This is a genomic window from Pseudomonas sp. 2822-15 (assembly GCF_002742515.1).
GTDB lineage: Bacteria > Pseudomonadota > Gammaproteobacteria > Pseudomonadales > Pseudomonadaceae > Aquipseudomonas > Aquipseudomonas salomonii.
In genome coordinates this window covers 26,420-41,880 of sequence record NZ_LJRY01000143.1, presented here as the reverse complement: position 1 = coordinate 41,880, position 15,461 = coordinate 26,420, and the positions used below count along the sequence as shown (strand labels likewise).

14 protein-coding genes, 1 tRNA gene and 1 pseudogene are annotated in these 15,461 nt (G+C 59.9%); 7 read left to right on the top strand and 9 right to left on the bottom strand.

Annotated features, from left to right (window positions below; genetic code table 11):
- Position 1: 1 nt before the first annotated feature.
- Positions 2–77, top strand: a tRNA-Gly gene (locus AOA59_RS01525).
- Between the two features lie 19 nt (positions 78–96).
- On the opposite strand, the gene AOA59_RS33420 is transcribed toward AOA59_RS01525, so the two are convergent.
- The gene (locus AOA59_RS33420) at positions 97–372 is read right to left on the bottom strand and encodes a hypothetical protein (RefSeq protein ID WP_178076226.1); all 276 of its coding nucleotides are present in this window, start codon (positions 370–372) and stop codon (positions 97–99) included.
- 210 nt (positions 373–582) lie between these two features.
- On the opposite strand from AOA59_RS33420, the gene gltS reads away from it, so the two are divergent.
- Positions 583–1,794, top strand: a complete 1,212-nt coding sequence (gltS, locus tag AOA59_RS01515) for a sodium/glutamate symporter (protein WP_099485607.1) — start codon at positions 583–585, stop codon at positions 1,792–1,794.
- Between the two features lie 8 nt (positions 1,795–1,802).
- Here gltS and AOA59_RS01510 read toward each other — a convergent pair whose 3' ends face one another.
- The 4 genes and pseudogenes from AOA59_RS01510 to AOA59_RS01500 all read right to left on the bottom strand — a co-directional run bounded on the left by AOA59_RS01510 (position 1,803) and on the right by AOA59_RS01500 (position 5,747).
- On the bottom strand, positions 1,803–2,807 hold the full coding sequence (locus AOA59_RS01510; RefSeq protein ID WP_099485605.1) for an NAD(P)/FAD-dependent oxidoreductase: 1,005 nt from the start codon (positions 2,805–2,807) through the stop codon (positions 1,803–1,805).
- Entirely contained in the window at positions 2,794–3,252 is a 459-nt protein-coding gene (locus AOA59_RS33075) for a hypothetical protein (RefSeq protein ID WP_256593017.1), read from the bottom strand. Before AOA59_RS33075 ends, AOA59_RS01510 begins: the two co-directional genes overlap by 14 nt.
- 59 nt (positions 3,253–3,311) lie before the next feature.
- The gene (locus AOA59_RS01505; RefSeq protein ID WP_256593016.1) at positions 3,312–4,973 is read right to left on the bottom strand and encodes a hypothetical protein; all 1,662 of its coding nucleotides are present in this window, start codon (positions 4,971–4,973) and stop codon (positions 3,312–3,314) included.
- A gap of 116 nt (positions 4,974–5,089) precedes the next feature.
- Positions 5,090–5,747: pseudogene (locus tag AOA59_RS01500) on the bottom strand (LuxR C-terminal-related transcriptional regulator).
- A 138-nt stretch (positions 5,748–5,885) separates the two neighbouring features.
- On the opposite strand from AOA59_RS01500, the gene AOA59_RS01495 reads away from it, so the two are divergent.
- A complete protein-coding gene (locus tag AOA59_RS01495) occupies positions 5,886–6,989 on the top strand; it encodes a polyamine ABC transporter substrate-binding protein (protein WP_099485601.1) in 1,104 nt (367 codons plus the stop codon).
- Positions 6,990–7,044: 55 nt separating this feature from the next.
- Entirely contained in the window at positions 7,045–7,296 is a 252-nt protein-coding gene (locus AOA59_RS01490) for a hypothetical protein (protein WP_099485600.1), read from the top strand.
- Between the two features lie 69 nt (positions 7,297–7,365).
- Here AOA59_RS01490 and AOA59_RS01485 read toward each other — a convergent pair whose 3' ends face one another.
- On the bottom strand, positions 7,366–8,847 hold the full coding sequence (locus AOA59_RS01485) for a PLP-dependent aminotransferase family protein (RefSeq protein ID WP_099485598.1): 1,482 nt from the start codon (positions 8,845–8,847) through the stop codon (positions 7,366–7,368).
- Between the two features lie 77 nt (positions 8,848–8,924).
- On the opposite strand from AOA59_RS01485, the gene AOA59_RS01480 reads away from it, so the two are divergent.
- The 3 genes from AOA59_RS01480 to AOA59_RS01470 all read left to right on the top strand — a co-directional run bounded on the left by AOA59_RS01480 (position 8,925) and on the right by AOA59_RS01470 (position 11,536).
- A complete protein-coding gene (locus AOA59_RS01480; RefSeq protein ID WP_099485596.1) occupies positions 8,925–10,586 on the top strand; it encodes an NAD(P)H dependent flavin oxidoreductase family protein in 1,662 nt (553 codons plus the stop codon).
- 126 nt (positions 10,587–10,712) lie between these two features.
- The gene (locus tag AOA59_RS01475) at positions 10,713–10,967 is read left to right on the top strand and encodes a hypothetical protein (RefSeq protein ID WP_065931700.1); all 255 of its coding nucleotides are present in this window, start codon (positions 10,713–10,715) and stop codon (positions 10,965–10,967) included.
- Between the two features lie 20 nt (positions 10,968–10,987).
- Positions 10,988–11,536, top strand: coding sequence for a hypothetical protein (locus AOA59_RS01470; protein WP_065931701.1), 549 nt, complete (start codon positions 10,988–10,990; stop codon positions 11,534–11,536).
- Positions 11,537–11,608: 72 nt separating this feature from the next.
- Here the strand turns inward: AOA59_RS01470 and AOA59_RS01465 are convergent, their stop codons facing one another.
- The 3 genes from AOA59_RS01465 to AOA59_RS01455 all read right to left on the bottom strand — a co-directional run bounded on the left by AOA59_RS01465 (position 11,609) and on the right by AOA59_RS01455 (position 15,450).
- Entirely contained in the window at positions 11,609–13,348 is a 1,740-nt protein-coding gene (locus tag AOA59_RS01465; protein WP_099485594.1) for a dipeptidase, read from the bottom strand.
- Positions 13,349–13,529: 181 nt separating this feature from the next.
- Positions 13,530–14,747 (bottom strand): phospholipase D-like domain-containing protein, encoded by a 1,218-nt coding sequence (locus AOA59_RS01460; RefSeq protein WP_099485592.1) that lies wholly within the window; start codon positions 14,745–14,747, stop codon positions 13,530–13,532.
- A gap of 55 nt (positions 14,748–14,802) precedes the next feature.
- On the bottom strand, positions 14,803–15,450 hold the full coding sequence (locus AOA59_RS01455; protein WP_069788768.1) for a MotA/TolQ/ExbB proton channel family protein: 648 nt from the start codon (positions 15,448–15,450) through the stop codon (positions 14,803–14,805).
- Between the last annotated feature and the right edge of the window lie 11 nt (positions 15,451–15,461).

Genomic DNA, 15,461 nt, shown 5'->3' with positions numbered 1-15,461 from the left:
TGCGGGAATAGCTCAGTTGGTAGAGCACGACCTTGCCAAGGTCGGGGTCGCGAGTTCGAGTCTCGTTTCCCGCTCCATATTCAACAAAAACGCCGATCAGCAATGATCGGCGTTTTTGTTTGCGCTGAATTTAATCCGCCGGGTCAGAAACAGGCCTAACCACAGCGTTTTGCCGATCGATATACGCTCTGAGTCGACAGTGCTGCTCACGGTGAATGCTTTACGTGGCGCCTGGTGACAGTGCCTGGCGTGTGCTGGGTGGGGAATAGGCTCGGCAACGGTCAGCAAGAGCACGAAGCTGGTGAAAGAGCCAATGGCCGGGAAAATGAACACATAGTTCCAGCCCAGGCTGTCCAGCAGCAGGCCGGTCAAGAGCGGCTCTGCCGGCGACAAAAACTCACCCGTTTCCATCACTTTTAGTTTTTCTAAAGGTTTTGCAGCGAGTGAACATCTCAACTGTGTAGGCCTTGTTGTTAAGTGTATGGGAATAGTCCGTAGTTAATCGCGGGTGGGTGTGTGCTGGTGCTGCTGTCTCTACTCTGACCAGCCCAGTGTGTCTGTTCACTTCGGAGAACTGCCCAGATGTTCCAACTCGATTTTTACTCAACCCTGGTCGCCGCCTCTCTGGTGCTGCTGTTGGGGCGCTGGCTGGTCGCCCGCATTGGCTTTTTACGCGCCTACAGTATTCCGGAACCGGTGGTCGGCGGCTTATTGGTGGCTGCATTGCTGCTATTGCTGCGCGTATTGACGGACATCGAAGTTCGATTCGACGCTTCATTGCAGGCCCCTTTGATGCTGGCGTTCTTTGCCACCATCGGCCTGAATGCAGACTTTGCCAGCCTGAAGAAAGGCGGGCGCATCCTCGGCATCTTCCTGCTGGTCGTGACGGCCCTGCTGGTGGTGCAAAATGCCATGGGCATTGCCCTGGCCAAGGCGCTGGGGCTCGACCCGTTGATGGGGCTGTTGGCAGGCTCCGTTACCCTGTCCGGCGGGCACGGCACCGGCGCGGCCTGGGGCGCGGTGTTCAGCGAAAAATATGGCGTGGCTTCGGCGTCCGAACTGGCGATTGCCTCGGCGACGTTTGGCTTGGTGCTGGGTGGGCTGATTGGTGGTCCGGTTGCACGTTTGCTGATCAAACGTGTGCAGGTGCCTGGCGTTGAGCTGGCGCTACCACCTCAGCCCAAAGGCTTTGAGCAGCCCAACCAGGAACGCATGATCACCTCGTTTTCATTTATCGAGACCCTGGCGTTATTGGCGGTCAGCTTGCAGGTCGGCACCTTCCTGTATGGCTTTATTAAAGGCACGGCTTTCGAGTTGCCGACGTTTGTATGCGTGCTGTTTGTGGGCGTGGTATTGCGCAACGGCTTGTCGGCGCTGGGCTGGCATCAGGTGTTTGAGCGTGAAGTGTCGCTGCTGGGTAATGTCAGCTTGTCGTTGTTCCTGGCGATTGCGCTGATGTCGCTCAAGCTATGGGACTTGGCAGCGCTGGCTTTGCCGATAGTGATTCTGTTGGCGGCCCAGGCATTACTGATGGCCCTGTTCGCCATCTTCGTGACGTTCCGGGTCATGGGCCGCAACTACGACGCGGCTGTACTGGCGGCGGGGCACTGCGGTTTTGGCTTGGGTGCCACGCCGACCGCCATTGCCAATATGCAGGCGGTCACGCAGCGTTTCGGGCCTTCGCCGATTGCGTTTCTGGTGGTGCCGATGGTGGGGGCGTTCTTTATCGACATTACCAATGCGGTGGTGATCAAGCTGTACCTGGCGCTGCCGTTTCTGGGCGCTGCGGGGTAAGCCTGCCTTTAGAGCCAGGCTGGCGGATAAGGATGGGCACGATAGAAATCGCGCAGGGCGAGTACGTCACGCTGCACTGTTTTTTGTACCCAGGCCTGGTAGGCCGCTTGTACGGTTGCTTCGCCGGCCGGCCAAAACAGGCATTCGACAATCGCGCAGGCTGTTTGCAGGCCGGACATTAATGCCTTGATCACGCCATGGGAGGCGCAAGGGTCCAGTGTTGCTGCCGCGTCACCGACTAAAAAGAAACCAGGCCCGGCCGTAGTGCGGCACACCCTCCACGACACGTCCGCACCGCGGACCTGACCGATTGCCTTACAGCGCTGTAATACCGTTGGAATCAAGGGTTGCTGGCCTTCTTGGGTAAACGCCAGTTGGGTCCAGTGCAGGCATGTACGGCTGATACGAGCAATCCAGTGCCAGCCGTGTGGGTGGGCGAACAAGCCCATTTTGTCGTCTGTAAGACTGTTGTCTTCGCAGTATCCGAACCGCGCGATCAAGCGCGGTGAGAAACGCCGCCAGGGTATCTGCAATTGACGTTGCAACCAGTGGTGCCGTCCCGTGGCGTCTACCACGAACTTGCCCGTCCATTGCATGGTGCCCGCACGAACACCTTGCACACGACCGTGTTGCAGCAGCGCTCGGCTGGTATGTCTGAGGTACGTGACCTGCACACCCAGGGCTTGTGCCCGCTCCAGCAATTGTTGGTCAAGCAACGCGCGCGAAACCTGGAAGCCTTGCCAGGCAATAGCGCGCCCCGTGCTGAAGGCGTTGAAACGAGGCGGGCCATCCCAATGCACCCAATGACCAAGGTGACGTGGGCAGTTCTGGAGGCTGACCTGCAGTTGCTGCAGCAGGGGCTCAACGCCTGGATGCAGTGTTTCTCCGGGCCTGTATCTGGGGAAGCGGGTCTGCTCCAGCAGCGCGACTCGCAGCCCCCTCTGCGCGCAGCCAATTGCTGTGGCACACCCGGCTGGGCCGGCGCCCACGACAATGACATCAAAGTGATTCATCGCGTTGCTGCCAAGCTGCACCGTCTTGGCGAATAAGCACAGCGTCCTCGCCCATGTACAGCTCGATGTCTTGCTCTATCTCCACGTGACGCAGCTTGAAATCGTGAGCGGGTATGGAGGTCTCGCCGTATTTGAACAGCCTGTAATAATGCACCTCGCCCTTTAGTCGCACGCCCGCTTCTTGCTGTGCCATTTCGAAAGCTTCGTCTGGTAACCGCACTGGGTAAAACGACAGCAACGGCCAGCGTTTTCTCTGTTCTTTGTCTGACCCGGCACCTACGGCCTGATAAGCACGGCGCATCCCCAGCACTCTCTGGTGGTACTGCGCGGTACTGGTCTGCCCGGTGATGGCCAGCGACAGTTGCCCCTCCAATGCGGCCTGCGTGTAGTCGCTGTATTCATAAGCACCGTACTGCACCACTGGGCGCCCCTGGGATTCAATCATGGTGGGACCGGCGCGACCATCCCAGGCAGGGCTGTCGCCCAGGCCGATTTCGCTGTCTGTCAGCGGAATGACCGTGGCTGAAACATTGCGCGGTTCAAAGCTGCGGGTGGAGTCCGGCGCCACCCCGGCCAGTACGAGCCGAGTGCCGCACAGATGCGTGCATCCTCAGTAAACGGGCTGGCTAACTGATAACCGCACAGCATGTTCGTAAACGGAGCGTCTACCAGGCCCCGGCCCACCTCCCAGCCCGGCCCAAAGACCCCGCTGGCGAAATCCGGCAGCCAGGATTGTCGTTGAGCACGCTGCACAGGCAGGGCCGCGCCGGGTGTTGTGGAAAATTGTGGGTGGGAGACGATGGCGGTGACGCCACGGTCTTCAGGGGCGAAGTACCCACCGGCAAGGGCTTGATTGATAAAAAAACGCACGTCGGACAGTGGGTTCACCCGCGTATGCCAAACCTCTGGACAGGGCGGCGCAGGGCAAGGGAAAACGCCAGGGTCACTGGACCATCGCTTGAGTTCCCGCTGCCCGCACAACGGAAAAAAATCCGGCGCACCGATGATGGAGTAGGCGGCAATGCTTGCCAGTTCCAGCGCAGGGCAGTGGGCCTGTACCCAGCCGTCGGCCATGGCATCCTGATAATGCAGGGCTCGGTAGCCGCCCGCCTTGACGATGGCGTCGACATCCTCACGCTGGTTGAGGTCTTCGATCGAACCGTCGTCGCGCAAATGATGGCGCCCATGCACCAACCCGCCGGTATTTGGCGGCATCATGAACGACAGCGGACGGTCTTGGTAATAGGCCAGTTCCACCAGTGCTTCTTTGGCGTCGGGTACCAACAGCCCCGGCGCGAACTCATCGGTATTCGCCCAATGGCACAAGCCCTCGGTGATGACGAAAGGCGCGTTGAGAATGTCAGGCTCTTGCCAGCCGGTATCGGGAAAGCGCCGATGGATCTGTGCGATTTTTTCATTGATCTGGTGGCTTTCCAGCTGCACGGTCAGGTCCATTCCGGCCAGGCACTCGTTGCCATCGAACACTTTGTGCAGGGGCACCCAGAACTCCAGGTCCTCATCGATAGGTTGAGCATCCATTGGGCCAAACCGCGTCGGTTGGCCGGTGTGCCGGGCAGCGATGAACGCGCCGTAGCGCGCCGGTATCACCCGCATCTGATTCGGCTGGCCTTCGACAAAGGGCAAAAAGCCTCGTTGCTGCGGGTTATACAGTGCGTTCGCTGTACCGACCCGGGCCACCCCGGTGCGTGAAAAACACAGGTCCGCCTGACGGCTGTGCACGGTTTCGGCGTAGGGCCGGTATTCATAGGCAAACACTGCAATCGCCAGTGGCGCCTCACCGGCTCGTTGCTGCAAAGCCGCCAGGGTCGGGGGAGTGGCGCCGTAGACATAATTGAGGATGTGCTCGATTTCAGCGGCTGTGGGGAAGGCCGTGAGCGTTTCACCGTTGACCCCGCTGACCACATTGGGCGAGGCGAATGCATGAAACAACAGGCTGTCGGCCGGGCGCCCAGGCTCTATGCCGCGTGTGGCATCGCCGGAAAAATCCTCAAAGCCTGCCTGGGTGCGATCAATCTGCAGAGGCCTGGCGAGTTCTTCACGCAGGCTTGTCGAGGTGATGTCCAGGCCGTGATGCAGCAGCAGGTCACGCCATCCTGCCGGGGCCAGACGTGTGCAAGCGTGTTCTACATCGCTGATCAAGGGCATCACGACTTCTCCGATAGAGATCAAGGGAAAGAGTACGCAAAGGTGTAAAACCCGGTAACTGACCGAACGGCTAGGTCGCCGTTGAGGGCTTCCAGGCAGGGTAGGGGGTCGTTCGTCTAATTGAGGGCGTTAACCTCCTGTTTGGGCATGAAAAAAACGCGAAAACAGTTCGGACTGCGACTTGATGTTGAGCTTGTTGTAAATATTGCGCCGGTGCACCTTGATGGTTTCGGTCCACAGCGCCAGTTTGCCGGCGATCTCTTTATTGGAGAAACCACTGAGCAACAACTTGAGCACGTCCTTCGCGCGCGTGGTGATCTGCTCCGGGGTGTAGCGCGTATTACTGCCAAATGAAATACACAGGGTTCGATCCGCATCGAGCTGGACGTTGTATTGCACCTCATCGACGGGCACGTACCGGGCGAAATACTGATGGTAATACTCGGTGGTCAGGAAGTGCTCGGGAGCAATGTCTGACAGATGGAAAAAACCGCTCTGCGGGTTTTCACGGTTGGCAATGTAAAACGGGTCCAGCAGATAAAGGCCTTTTACATACAGTTGCGTCAGGGCATCCACTTCGTCGGCATCCGCTACCTCGGTCACGCTGACGACATTGACTTGCTGGTTGCTGAACACCAGGCCCCCCCAATTGTCGATCTGCACATACTCGTTCAAGACGCGAACCAGCGAGCTCCAGAAGGCTGGGCGGTTCAGCTCCATGATCAGCTTGCCGGCCGACCGGTGCCAGGCGAGGTTGTGAAGGTCGAGTGACATGGACTGCCCCTTTAGGGTTAGGGATTCAGGGGGCTGCGCTAAGTATTTGTAGGTGTTTACTATTCGACGACGCCGGGTATATTCACCCACCAGCGTTGATGGCCATGAAGGCCTGTCGTTTTTGACAAGGATAGTTATATGAATAAATCACATTTGCGAGCCCTTTTTTTAGCCTCGCTTGTCTGTGCGGGGGCCAGCACGCCCGCAGCGGCGGCAGAACCCCAGGTTAACCTGTACAACTGGTTCGGGTTGATCGCGCCAGAAACGCCGAAGGCATTCGAGCAAAAAACCGGCACCAAGATGCACATCGATACCTTCGACAGTGCCGAGGTCATGCAAAGCAAGGCCATGGCCGGGCGCACCGGGTATGACGTCGTTGTCGCCACCTCCAACGTGTTGCCAAGCCTGATCCAGGCGGGTGTGCTGGCCCCGCTGGACCGCAACCAACTGAGCAACTATGCGCATATCGACCCGCAAATGCTGGCCTTGCTCGCCATTAACGATCCGGGTAACCAATATGCGATTCCGTACCTGTGGGGCACCACCGGTATCGGCTATGACGTGGATAAGGTCAAGGCCGCACTGGGAGACAACGCCCCGGTGGACAGCTGGGACTTGATCTTCAAAGAAGAAAACATCAGCAAGCTCAAGTCCTGCGGCTTGGCGATGCTCGACTCGCCGAGTGAAATCATCTCCATCGCCTTGCATTACCTTGGCCTGCCGAGCAACAGCCAGAACCCCGAGGACTACCAGAAGGCCCAGGCGCTGCTGCTGAAAATCCGCCCTTACGTGCTCTACTTCGACTCCTCCCGAACCGACGCCGACTTTGCCGATGGCAATATCTGTGTGGTCGTGGGCTGGGCGAGTGGGGCACTGACAGCCCAGGCCATCAATGAGAAAAACCACACTGGCCGCAAGATTGCCTACAGCTTGCCGCGCGAGGGTGGGCTGGTCTGGTCGGAAAACTTTGTGTTGCTCAAGGATGCACCCAACGCCAAGGCCGGCTTGGCATTTATCAATTACATGCTTGAGCCCAAGGTGATTGCCAAGAGCTCCAACCACACGCTGTACCCGAATGCCAACAAGGACGCCACTGCGCTGGTTGAGCAGAAGTTGCGTGATAACCCGTGGATTTACCCGTCCAAAGAAACCATCGCCACGCTGGTGCCACTTGAGCCGTTGCCGTTGAAACTCGAGCGTATCCGCACGCGTGTGTGGACCAAGGTCAGGAGCGGTACGTGACGGGCTGAGCAACGCCCTGGAGCTTTCGCAGAGATCCCAGAGAGGGAGATAAATCATGGCCCGACGTGATGACCCGTGCGATGTGAAATCGGACGACTACCAGGCGTACAAGGAGATTGAGGAACAGATCGGTCACTGTACGCCGGAGCAAGCCTGGGCCATGTATTACGTCTCGACCGGGAGGGTGCGTGAACACGTTACACGGGCGGTCATGGAGCATATCGGCAGGGGTAACCGTGCGTTGCTGCTGGAGTTTCCCGAGTTGGCTCGGGTGCAAGAGCGGTCTCGTTTGATGCTGCCTCTTTGAGTGCCACTGCGTTTGGATCCGGATCGGCACCTGCTTTTCTGTGGGCAGCTTCAGTGATCAGGTCGGCTTTCAACCGCTCTTCATGGCCCGCGCCAAGCGCAATGTGCCTTGGCGTATCTCATCACGATTGAGCGAAGCAAACCCCAGCCGCAACGCGTTCTCCGCCAAGCCCGCAGGCGAAAACTGACGCGCACTGCGCACCACAACGCCCTGGCCCAGGGCATTCTCCACTAACCGATCAACATCGGTCTCATCCTGGAAACGTACCCAGAGCGCCAGCCCGCCCTCGGGCGTGCGCACGTTGATACGCTCGCCGAACGCCTCGTGCAGGCAGCTTTGCAACAGCTCCCGGCGCGCGGCGTATTCTTTCGAAACACGGCGCAAGTGCTTCTTTAATTCACCCTCGTTGATCAGGTCCGCCAACATCTTTTGCGCGACGGCGTCGGTGTCGCCGACCACCAGTGCGGCGCTCTGTTGCAGCACTTCAATCACATTGGCCGGCGCCACCACATAGCTGCAGCGAAATGTCGATCCCAATGCCTTGGATAACGAGCCTATATAGATCACATGGCGTTGCGCGCTGTCACTGGCCAGTGGCAAGTAGGGCCGCCCGTTGAAGTGATACTCGTGGTCGTAGTCTTCTTCGATCACACAAAAATCGTGCAGCGCCGCCAAGGCCAGCAACTGTTGCCGACGTGCCGCATGCAGGCTTACGGTGGTGGGGAATTGATGGTGCGGTGTGAGGTAGATCATGCGCACCTTATGCGCTTGGCAGAGTTGCTCGATATGGTCGGTGCGGCAGCCTTCATCGTCCATGTCGACGGTGATCAAGCGCGCGCCGAGTTTGCGAAAAATCTCCCACGCCGGCGGGTAACTCAGGCGCTCCACCAACACCACGTCACCGGGTTGGATCAGCAGGCTGGCGGTGAGGTACAGCGACACCTGGGTGCCTGGCGTCAGGCAGATGTTCTCGGCACTGATCATCAGCCCGCGATTGTTGCGCAACATGTCGGCCAGCGCGCAGCGCAGGTAATAGCCGGTGCCTTCGCTGCCGTAGCGCACCGTGTTGGTGGTAAAGCTGCTGCGCAAGGCGTTGCGGTAGTAGCGATGCAGCACGGCTTGCGGCAACAAGCGGTGATCGCACGCGCCGTTATCGAAAAACAGCGCGTCATGGCGATGCTCCAGGGCAATCACCTGGGCGTTCTCGCTGAAGTAGGGCACGACAGCCTGCGGCATTAGTGCCGGGGCGAAGGACGGCTTGGTGTGACGGGGTGCGGGCTTGGGTGCCAGCTGCGCATTGACGAATGTCCCGCGCCGCGGCTCGCTGATCAGCCAGCCTTTGGTCAGGGCTTCTTCATAGGCCAGGATCACGGTCTTGCGGTTGACGTCGAGCAACTGCGCCATCTCCCGCGTGCCCGGCAGCAATGTGCCGGGCGGCAGCCGCCCTTCGAGGATGGCCGCGACGAGGCCTTCGGCAATCTTGCGATAGGAGGCTTGGCTTGTGCCGTCATCAAGCTTGAGCAGGGGGCGCCATTTACGCATCTGGACCATCTGAAGTATCCAAAACTGGAGGTTTTAATGGGCCTAGTCTAGCGCAACAATCAGGCCTCACTCACTCCGAGGTCTTTATGAACACACGCCATGTAATCGAACTCTCTCCCTCGGGGAAAACCTTTGAAGCCGGTGACGAGCTGCTGCTGGACGCCATGCTCGCCAGCGGTTTGTCGGTGCCGTTTTCGTGCCGACGCGGTGCCTGTGGGTCGTGCAAGGTGGTGGTCACCCAAGGTGAATACCGCGCCAGGCAACTGGCCCCAGGCGCACCCGCGCCCAGCTACCCGTTGGCGGCCAATGAAATGCTGCTGTGCCAGAGCCATGCCTGCGCCGACATGCGCCTGGAAATTCCCGGCTGGTCGCTGGACACGCCCGCGCTGGTCGTCGAAGCCACGGTGCTGAGCAAGCGCGCATTGAGCGCCGACATCATCGAGTTGGTGCTGATGCCGGATATGCCGTTGGCCGTGAGGGCGGGCCAGTACCTCAAGGTCCGCCTGGTCGATGGTGATTCGCGGTGCTTCTCGATCGCCAACCTGCCGGCCGAAGGCGATGGGCGCCTGGTGTTTCAGATTCGCCGGGTGAGCGGTGGGCTGTTTTCCGAGACCCTGCTGGGCAGCCTGGAGGCCGGCGATCTGTTGCAACTGGAAGGGCCTTTTGGTGCCTGCACCTGGCAGGACGATGACGCGGCGCCGGTCGTGCTGTTCGCCACCGGCACCGGCTACGCGGGTATCAAGCCGATCCTGCTGACCGCCTTGAAGCGGGATGTGGACGTGACGTTTTACTGGGGCGGCGCGCAGGCAACGGATTTTTACGACCGTGCATTCCTCGACCAGGCGGTACTCGACCACCCGCGTTTTCACTGGCACCCGGTATTGGCTTCCCAGGGCAAGGTGCAGGAAGTCGCGCTCAGCCACGGGCACCGCTGGGAAGCGGCGCAGGTGTATGCCTGCGGCAACGGCGGCATGATCAGCCAGACGCGTGCCGAGTGCCTGGAAGCGGGTTTGCCCAGCCATCGTTTTATCGCCGAAGCCTTTGTGCCCAGTGGCCGATCGAGCGCCGACACGCTGCTCAAGACTCTGGATGACACCTGGGAAAAAGTCGGCCCGAGGTATTCGCTGGACGGCATGCTCGCCGCCCGTGAAAAAACCATCCGCGCCCTGGCGGCGATTGCCAGCCACCTTAAAGTCGGCATGACCACCGGAGCAGCCCTCGACATGGCCGCCGAGCAATTGCAGGCCATGGGCGCCTCCCACACCTGGCACCCGACGTACATCCGGTTTGGCGACGACACGGTTCGTCCACCGAGAGAAGGCATTGACCCCCTGCGCACGCTGCGTGCCAGCGATATCGTGGTGGTCGACCTCGGCCCGGTGTGGGACGGCTACGAAGGTGACTACGGCGATACTTTCATTTTTGGCGAGGCGCCGCTGCACCGCGATTGCTTCAAGGCCGTGCATGAAGTCTTCGATGAAACCCGCGAGGCGTGGAAGCGTGGTATGACTGGCTGTGAGCTGTATGACTTTGCCGAGGCGCGGGCCGTTTCCAAGGGCTGGCTGCTGTCCCGTAACCTGGCAGGCCACCGTATTGCGGATTTCCCCCACGCTTTGTTCGGCAACCAGGAATTGGCCGCGCTTGAGATCACGCCAAGTGAAATGGTGTGGGTGCTGGAGATCCAGCTCTGCCACCCCACCGAGCCGGTTGGCGGGTTCTTTGAAGATATCCTGATGCTTGAAGCTTGAAGGGCTGAGGCACTCCAGGTGTTATGCAGGAGGTTTCCCGAGTTTCCCTGAACTATATGGGCGCAGTCGGCTCATACAGCCATTGCCAATCAAGGCAATTATTTCTATGCGATAGGGACATCACCTGTGAAATATGCAATCTGCGCCACCTTGCTGCTCTCACTGAGCGGCTGCCTGACCATGTCGGGTGAATACACCGTAACGGCTCAGGACGCCTCCGGCGCGCCGTTAACCAAGCTTGGCACCTTCACCGCCGAGGGCCATAACATTTACCCCATACGCAATGCGTTCTGCCTCAATGCGCCGGGGGCGACGGTCATCATTCGCGATGCCCGGACCGGCGAGGAACTGCGCAGCGAAAGCCCTTATCACTGCCGTTAAGCCTCAAAAAAAGGATTTCCATGCGAGTGTTTCTGGTAGCAGGCCTGGCCCTGGCCGTGAGTGGCTGCGGCAATATTTCCAATATCCGTGCTTACAACACGGCCTATGTTGAACCCACCTCAGGGGATACCGCACGCTTGCGTGTGATCACCAATGGCATGGCGCGCGGCGTGCCGGGCCGTGACTGCATCGACTGGCGTGTGCCTGGCGCCGGGGTGATGGCCGTGTCCGAATCCGGCTTTGCGGGTCAGAATAATGGCCGCAGCCTGGGCATGCCCGAGAGCAACCGCCGGGTGGAGGCGCAAGGCTCGGCGCGTAGCGAACTGAAGGTGCCGGCGAACACGCCTTTTGCCATGAACTTCCAGAGCGAGGGCTATGTTTCCGGCGGCAATTCTTATAGCTGCAGGCAAAGCTTTCACTTCACCCCCATGGCCGGGCAAGATTACGAACTGATCCTGCTGGACGGTGGCCAGTGCCTGATTGCTTTGCAGCGCCTGAACCCGACGGGGAAACCGGAGAATGTGGCGGTGCAGAAGGCCAAGCTGTGCAATGCGATGGATATGTTTTAGGCCGCAAGCAAGACCTGGTTAACCACAACGCCGATCACGATTGATCGGCGTTATGGTTTATCCCTTCGCCTGTCAGAGCTTCGGCAGTTGCCCCACACGGCCGATCATTTCCGTGACGATCTGCAGGTCCAGCAGGAACTGCTCGACGGTCTTGAACTCACCGTCGGTGTGCCCGGTGTACTTCACGCCCGGCTTCGCCAGGCCGAATTGCACGCCATTGGGCAGCTCATGCACGGAGGTCGCACCGGCTGAGGCGCCGAATTTGTGCTCCATGCCGAGGTTTTCGCTGGCCACGGCCAACAGAGCTTTGACCCACTCACCTTCCGGGTTGCGGTACATCGGCTCGGCTACCGAGTAGGTGACGCTCATGGCCACCTGGGTGCGCTTGTCCCAGGCGCTGATTTTCTCTTCGATCTCTGCCTTGAGTTTTTCCGGCGACTTGCCCTTGGGAATGCGCAGGTTCACTGCCAGTTTGAAGGCTTTATCGTCTTGGCCGACAAAGGTCAGCGAAGTGGTCAGGGGCCCCATGAACGCATCGGAGAAGCCCACGCCCAGCTTGCCGCCCAGGTAATCCAGGCCCCAGTTGTCGGCGGCGTACTGCGCAGCGTCGGTGATGTGGTTGTGCCTGAGGGCGATCTTGCCGTCGACGCTGTGGATCAGCTCCAGCATGCGTGCGACCGGGTTGACGCCGGTTTCCGGCTTGGACGAGTGCGCGGATACACCGGTGACCGTCAGCTTGACCTCTGTGCCCACCACCTTGGCCGCCACTGTGAAGTCGCCACCGTGCTGCCTGGCATATTCATCACCGGCTTGTTGCAGGCTGGCCGCCAGCTCGGCGGGTTTATCACCGACTAAAGTAGCCACTGACACGGAAGGAATCTGATTGGTGGCCGCGCCGCCGGTCATCGAGATGATTTGTGCACCTTTGCCGTCACCTTTGCGCAACGGGAAGCTTGCCATGACGGTGCCGTAGCCTTTCTCGGCAATCACCACCGGGTAGCCGCCATCGAGCGCCAGGTTGTATTGCGGCGTAGGGTTACGCTCGAAGTAGTACGGGATGGCGTCCCCGGACGTTTCCTCGGTGGTGTCCACCAGCAGCTTGAAGTTGCGCGCCAGTGGCAGTTTTTCTTCCTTGATGACCTTCATCGCATACATCGTTACTACGATGCCGTTCTTGTCATCCTCGGTGCCACGGCCGTACATGCGGTCGCCGATCAGCGTGACTTTGAACGGGTCAAGTCGGGTGCCGTCCTTGAGTACCCAGTTTTCCGGGGTCACCGGCACCACGTCGGCGTGGGCGTGAATGCCGACGACTTCATCGCCGCTGCCTTGCAGGGAGATTTCGTACACGCGGTTGTCGACGTTACGGAAGTTCAGGTTGAAGGCTTTGGCCAGGCCCTGGATCTTGTCGGCGATCTTGAGGAATTCGGGGTTCTTGTACTGCGGCAGGCCGTCGATGTTGAAAGTTGGGATCTCGACCAGCTCGCGCAGGGTTTCCAGGGCGGCCTTGCCGTACTTCACGCGGGTGTAAATTCCCAGCAGGCGGTTGATTTCGTTCTGTTGGTCGGCGCTCAGGGGTTTGTTGGCGAGGAAGGCTGTAATGGCCGGGCCGACGTCGTCGGTTTTTGCCAGGTCGCTCTTGGCCAGTGTGGCTAGGAAACCACGGAAATCGGCGGCCGGGGTTTCGCCAAAGTGCTTGATGATGGCTGTGCTTTGTTCGGCGCTGATAGTGGCGGACGCAGGCGTGGCGACGGCCACGAAGCTGGCGGCGAACAGGGTGGCAGCCAGCCGTTTCTTGAGTGGAAAGTGCATGACTAAAGGCATTCCTTTGCAGGCGGTGAGTAAGAGGTTTCTGATCGATCTGTCAGAAACATTTCCACACACTACCATCACCAAGGCCGGGGTAGGGAGCCTCGGCCAGGGAAATATCCTACTCAAGTATCAGGGTTGCCCAGCTCCCACACACAGGGGATTACAGTGAAGTAACGGGCGCTCAAGGCTTGCCCGGATGCGGCTCCGGATACTGCGCCATCACGTCCAATGCCTTGGCATACGGCCCATCCCACAACTGCTCGTGCAGCTCGCCAATGCGCTTGGCCATCGCCGCGTCATGCATCACCACCTCCAAATTGCGCGAGTTATCCAGATACCCGCCCAGCCAATTGCTGGTGCCTACCCAGGCCACTTGCCCGTCGATCTCCAGGGTCTTGCTGTGGATCACCCGCGCATAGGGAATAAACCCTTGTTTGGCGGCAGGCAGGGTGACGATCTTGACCTCGACGTTGGGCAGCACGGCCAGGCTTTTGAGGTAGGGCAGTTCCAGCTTGTCGGTGTTCCAGTTGGACACCATCAGCTTGACCGACACCCCACGCGCAGCGGCAGCGCGCACGGCGTTGTCGATCACTGCGTAGTAGGGGCGGGTTTTGTCCGGCCCGTAGGACAGCGGTGCATAGTCGAGCAATTGCACGCGCACTTCTTTCTTGGCTTCGCTCAGCAGGCGCGGCAGTTCCAGTTGTGAGTCGCCCACGCCGGGCGGGTTGTAGCGTTGCGGGCTGGCCACCAGATAGTTACCGGTGCGCGCAGGTGCCTGGCCCGCAGCGGGCAGTGGCACCGGTTGCTTATCCGCCAAGGCGGCCTGGGCTTGCCAGTCCTGGTTGAAGATGGCCTGCACCTGGCTGACTACCGTGGCATCGCTGATGCGCAAGCCGGTCTCGTGGATATGCTCCAGCGAGCGCCAATCGAAATTCTGACTGCCGACAAACGCCTGCTTGCCGTCCACCACCATGTATTTGGCGTGGATGATCCCGCCGCTCAACTGCCCATAGGCCAGCACGCGAAAGGTCAGGTTGGGAATCGCCCGCAAGCGTTCCAGGGTAGACGCCTGCGACAGCCGAATGCCTTTTTCCTCCAGCAGAAAGCGAATCTTCACACCCCGTTTGCCGGCAGCTTCCAGATGCTCGATCACCTTGTCCATCACCGAACCGGGATGGTCGGCGGCGTAGAACTGGCCGATATCAATGCTGCTTTTGGCGCCATCAAACAACTCGATCCACACCGGCCCCGGCTGGCGCAGGTCGGCAGTGCCCAGCGCGGTGTCCACCGGCACGGTGTGTACCAGTTCAAACCCTGGAATTGAAAAGTCCGCCTGGGCTAGCGGACTCAACAGAAGGCCGGTCAGGCCGGCGATACGCAACTTCATCGAGAGGGACATAAGCGTCTCATCGGGCAAAAAGAAAGGCGGGCGCATCACGCGCCCGCCCTGAAGGTCATGCCGTGCGGGTGTGCAACGGCGTCGGTACCAGGTGCGGCACTTCACCCTGAACACGGGCGCCGGTCGCCGCGCGGATCAGCAGGATTTTCAGCTGGTCGTTGATGCGCTCCAGGCTGTCCTGGAAAAAGTTGTGGAACACCACGCAGAACAGCGCAATGGCGATACCCAGGCCGGTGGCAAACAAGGCCGTGCCGATACCACCGGAGATCTGGCCCGGGTCGGACACGCCGGCACTGGCCAGCGCCTTGAAGGTGTCGATGATGCCGAGGATGGTGCCCAGCAGGCCCAGCAATGGCGCGGCGGTGGTGATGGTCTCGATGATCCACAGGCTGCGCGACAGCGGCGCGCGGGTCTTGAGGTACTGGGTTTCGATTTCATCGTCCAGGTCCTTGCGCGAGCCGTTGGAGGCCTTCTGCGCCAGGATCGGCAGCACCATGTTCAGCGGCAGGCTGTCGCGGCGGGTGAGGCTTTGCGGCAGGTCGCGCTCGCTGTGTACGTTGGCGCCCAGCACGTCGGTCAAGGCGCGGGCCTGGCGGCGCACATAGGCGAAGTAGATGCCCCGTTCGATGGTGATGAAGATCGCGATCGCCATCGCGGCGTACATCACATAAAAGGTGATCTGGTGCAGCAGGTCCATGTCCATGAGTGTGTTCC